General features: G+C 50.9%; 2 protein-coding genes. Both read left to right on the top strand.

Going from position 1 to position 4,152, the window contains the following annotated elements; translation table 11 throughout:
• The first annotated feature begins 394 nt into the window (after nucleotides 1-394).
• The gene (locus DHL47_RS13130; RefSeq protein WP_209552172.1) at nucleotides 395-2,161 is read left to right on the top strand and encodes an ABC transporter ATP-binding protein; all 1,767 of its coding nucleotides are present in this window, start codon (nucleotides 395-397) and stop codon (nucleotides 2,159-2,161) included.
• Nucleotides 2,139-3,878 (top strand): ABC transporter ATP-binding protein, encoded by a 1,740-nt coding sequence (locus DHL47_RS13125; protein WP_209552171.1) that lies wholly within the window; start codon nucleotides 2,139-2,141, stop codon nucleotides 3,876-3,878. The genes DHL47_RS13130 and DHL47_RS13125 overlap by 23 nt, the downstream gene beginning before the upstream one ends.
• The last annotated feature ends 274 nt before the right edge of the window (nucleotides 3,879-4,152 follow it).

Here is a 4,152-nt window from a genome sequence, read left to right as displayed (position 1 = left end):
GCGTTTGTTTTATCTCCAACCTCTCCCAGTCCCCCGGACTGGGAGAGCCTCGCGGGCTGGGAGTGAAAAGGTTTGGGAGACCTTTTCAGCCTGAGCTTAGAAACAAAAGAGTGAAGGGAACTAAATTTTTTAAAAATTTAGTTCTGTCCTACTGCCTAGCTATTAAAAGCAAAGGAAAAGACTACAGTCGATAGAAATCTCTTCGAACCATGTCGGCACCGACTGCTCTGACTATCCCCCGGACCTAGCAGCTGACAGGCACTTCGTTTCTTTTATCCGCATCTGTTAGCTGAAGTGAACAAAGCCATAAAAGATGCTCTGCATGACAATAAAATGGCCGGACGGCAGTGTCTGACAGATTCGGCCGCACTCTGTATGAAATTTAGGAGTACATATGAAACTTATGAAAAAACTGAGCTGGTTTTTCAAACTGGAAAAGCGGCGCTATATCATTGGCATTCTGGCCTTGTCTCTGGTCAGTTTGGTCAATTTGATTCCTCCCCGGGTCATCGGTCAGGTCATTGATGAAATTGCTGGCCGCTCCCTGCCCCAGCAGGAGCTGGTCTACAATCTTCTGCTCTTGACTGCATCGGCTTTTGTCATGTATGGTCTGCGCTATCTCTGGCGGCTCTATATCTTGGGAACTGCCAATCATCTGGGCCGGATTCTGCGCTTCCGCCTTTTTGAGCAGTTTACCCTCATGTCTCCCTCTTTTTACCAGAAGTTCCGGACCGGGGACCTCATGGCTCATGCCACCAATGACATCAATGCTGTCGTCAGCGTGGCGGGCGGCGGTGTCATGTCAGCAGTTGATGCCTCTATCACAGCTCTGGTCACTCTGATTACCATGTTTTTCCTCTTGGACTGGCGGCTGACCGTAATTGCTATTCTGCCCCTGCCCTTTCTCTCTTGGGGGACGGGACTGATCGGCCGCAGGAATCACGAGAGTTTTAAGGCTGCTCAGGAGGCTTTTTCAGATTTGAACAATACAGTTCAGGAAAGTGTGGCTGGTATTAAGGTGACCAAGTCCTTTGGCTACCAAGCTGCTGAAAGCCGCTCTTTTGCAGCAACCAATCAGGAGGTCTACCGTAAAAATGTTTTGGCGGCCAAGTACAATTCCCTCTTTGATCCTCTGGTACTGGTCTTTATCGGCCTGTCCTATACTCTGACCTTGCTTTTTGGCGGAATCTTTATCACTCAGGGGCAGTTTACCGTGGGAGAGCTGGTCACTTTTATCACCTATCTGGATATGCTGGTCTGGCCTCTGCAGGCTATGGGCTATCTCTTTAATATCAGCCAGCGCGGCTTGGTTTCCTATGAGCGGATTGAGCTTTTGCTGGCTCAGGAGTCGGATGTCAAGGAAGCAGCACAGCCACTGCCTGCTGCAAAGAACGGCCGGCTGGACTATGCGATTCAGCGCTTTTCCTATGATGCCGGTCAGGAAACCTTGCATGATATTCATTTTTCGCTGGAAAAGGGACAGACACTGGGCATTGTCGGTCAGACTGGATCCGGCAAAACCACCCTGCTCCGTTTGCTGCTGCGGGAGCGGGATATTCAGGAGGGGGCCATCTATCTGGATGGTCAGGATATTCGCCGCTATCGGCTGGCGGATCTGCGCCGGCTGATTGGCTACGTGCCTCAGGAGCAGATTCTTTTTGCCCTCTCGATCCGGGATAATATCCGCTTTGCTAATCCTGAGCTGACAGACAGGCAGATTATGGAGGCGGCCCGGCTATGCGGTGTCTATGAAGATATCAAGGCAATGCCGGAAGGGCTGGATACGGTCATCGGTGAGCGGGGCCTGTCTCTGTCTGGCGGGCAGAAGCAGCGACTGGCCATGAGCCGGGCCTTGATTACCAAGCCGGAGATTCTGATATTGGACGATTCCCTGTCTGCGGTTGATGCTAAGACTGAGCATGAGATTTTGGAAAATCTCAAAACCGAGCGGGACGGCAAGACCACCATTATCACAGCCCACCGCCTGTCAGCTCTTGTCCATGCGGATTTGATTCTAGTGATGGAAGACGGCCGCATCAAGGAGCGGGGGACTCATCAAGCGCTGCTGGCTCAGGGCGGCTGGTATGCAGCTACTTATCAGAATCAGCAGCTGGCAGAAAGTTTGGAGGAGGGGACCCATGAAAAAACAAGCGACCTTTAACCGTCTCATGGGCTACATGTGGCGCTACAAGGGACTGAGCAGTCTGGCTCTGGCCTTTATCTTTCTGACAACGCTGGTGACGACAGGCCTGCCGCTTTTGGCACGCTATTTTATCGACCGCTTTATCAGCAGTCAGCAGGCGGCTGGCAGCTTTTACCTGCTCTTTGTTTATTATGCTCTCTTTCTGCTGCGTGTACTCTTGACCTTTTTAGGTCAGTATTCCTTTGCGCGTGTGGCCCAGAGCGTGGTCCGGGATTTACGGCAGGAGGCTTTTGACAATCTGCAGCAGCAAGGCATGGCTTACTTTGACCGGACGGCAGCAGGGGCTCTGGTCTCCCGCCTGACCAATGATACGCAGGCCGTTGCGGATATGTTCAGCGAGATTTTCTCCAATTTCCTGTCATCCGTCTTTATCTTAGCTGTGACCCTGTCCACCATGTTTGCCCTTAATTGGCAGCTGACCGTCATGATTGCTCTTTTTCTGCCTGTCATGGCGGCCTCTGTCCTGCTCTATCAGCACCTGTCCAACCGTCAGCTCAGGCAGGTCCGCAATAAGCTCAGCGATTTGAATGTCAAATTATCAGAAAGCATTGAGGGCATGCGCATTGTTCAGGCCTTTGGGCAGGAAAAGCGGCTGCTGCAGGAGTTTGAGGAGATTAATGGTCAGCATCTGGCCTTTACCAACCGTTATCTCAATATCAACAGCCTCTTTCTGCGGCCGGCCATGTCCCTGCTGAAGATTTTAGCCTATGCGGTCATCCTGTCTTACTTTGGCTTGACCTGGAAAACGGCTGGGATAACAGCCGGTATCATGTATGCTTTTATCCAGTATGTCAATCAGCTTTTTAATCCCCTGATTGATGTCATGCAGAATTACTCTGTTCTGCAGACTTCCATGGTGGCAGCGGACCGGGTCTTTGAAATCATTGACCAGAGAGACGATGAGCCGCAGCAGGCTGGGCTGGATCTGCAGATTCAGGATGGCAATATCGAGTTTCGCCATGTTTCCTTTTCCTATGACGGCCGCCGAGATGTGCTGAAAGATATTTCTTTCACGGTCAAAAAAGGCCAAACCATTGCCTTTGTCGGCTCCACTGGATCTGGAAAATCCTCTATCATCAATCTCTTTCTGCGTTTTTATGAATTTGAGCGGGGGCAGATTTTGATAGACGGCCGCGATATTAAGGACTACAGGCAGGAAGAGCTGCGAAGAAAGATTGGGCTGGTCCTGCAGGATCCTTTTCTCTATCATGGCACCATTGCTTCCAATATCCAGATGTATCAGGAGCAGCTGACTCGAGATGAGATGATAGAAGCAGCCAAGTTTGTGGATGCAGACGGCTTTATCAGCCAGCTGCCTCAGGGCTATGATGCCCCAGTGACCGAGCGGGGATCAACCTTCTCCAGCGGCCAGCGCCAGCTCTTAGCCTTTGCCCGAACGGTTGCCGCTCAGCCTAAAATCCTAATCTTGGATGAAGCGACAGCCAATATCGACTCCGAGACCGAAGAAATCATCCAAACCTCCCTGCGGAAGATGCGCCAAGGCCGGACCACCATTGCCATTGCCCACCGCCTGTCTACCATTCAGGATGCAGACTGTATCTATGTCTTGGACAAGGGCCGCATCATCGAATCCGGCTCCCATCAAGACCTTCTGGCTCACGATGGCCTGTATCGGAAAATGTACCAGCTGCAGGCTGGGATGATGGAGTCTTGATGGAGGGGATAATCTCATGATTTGAACCTGTCAATAAATATCGTCCTTTCTTTTATCTTTTATGATGTCGTTAACTCTCCTTGCTCCAACAGTCCAGAAGGACTGTTGGAGGCTGGAGATAAAGGCGGTGGGACAGACTCCCATGATGGCTGCGCCCTCACCCACAGAGGGATGGATCTTTTAGAAGATACTGTATAAGAACTAAATTTTTAAAAATTTAGTTCCCTTCACTCTCTTGTTTCTAAGCTCAGGCTGAAAAGGTCTCCCAGACCTT

The organism is Streptococcus panodentis, from assembly GCF_017884005.1.
Classification (GTDB): domain Bacteria; phylum Bacillota; class Bacilli; order Lactobacillales; family Streptococcaceae; genus Streptococcus; species Streptococcus panodentis.
This window is presented reverse-complemented; position numbering and strand designations above follow the sequence as displayed.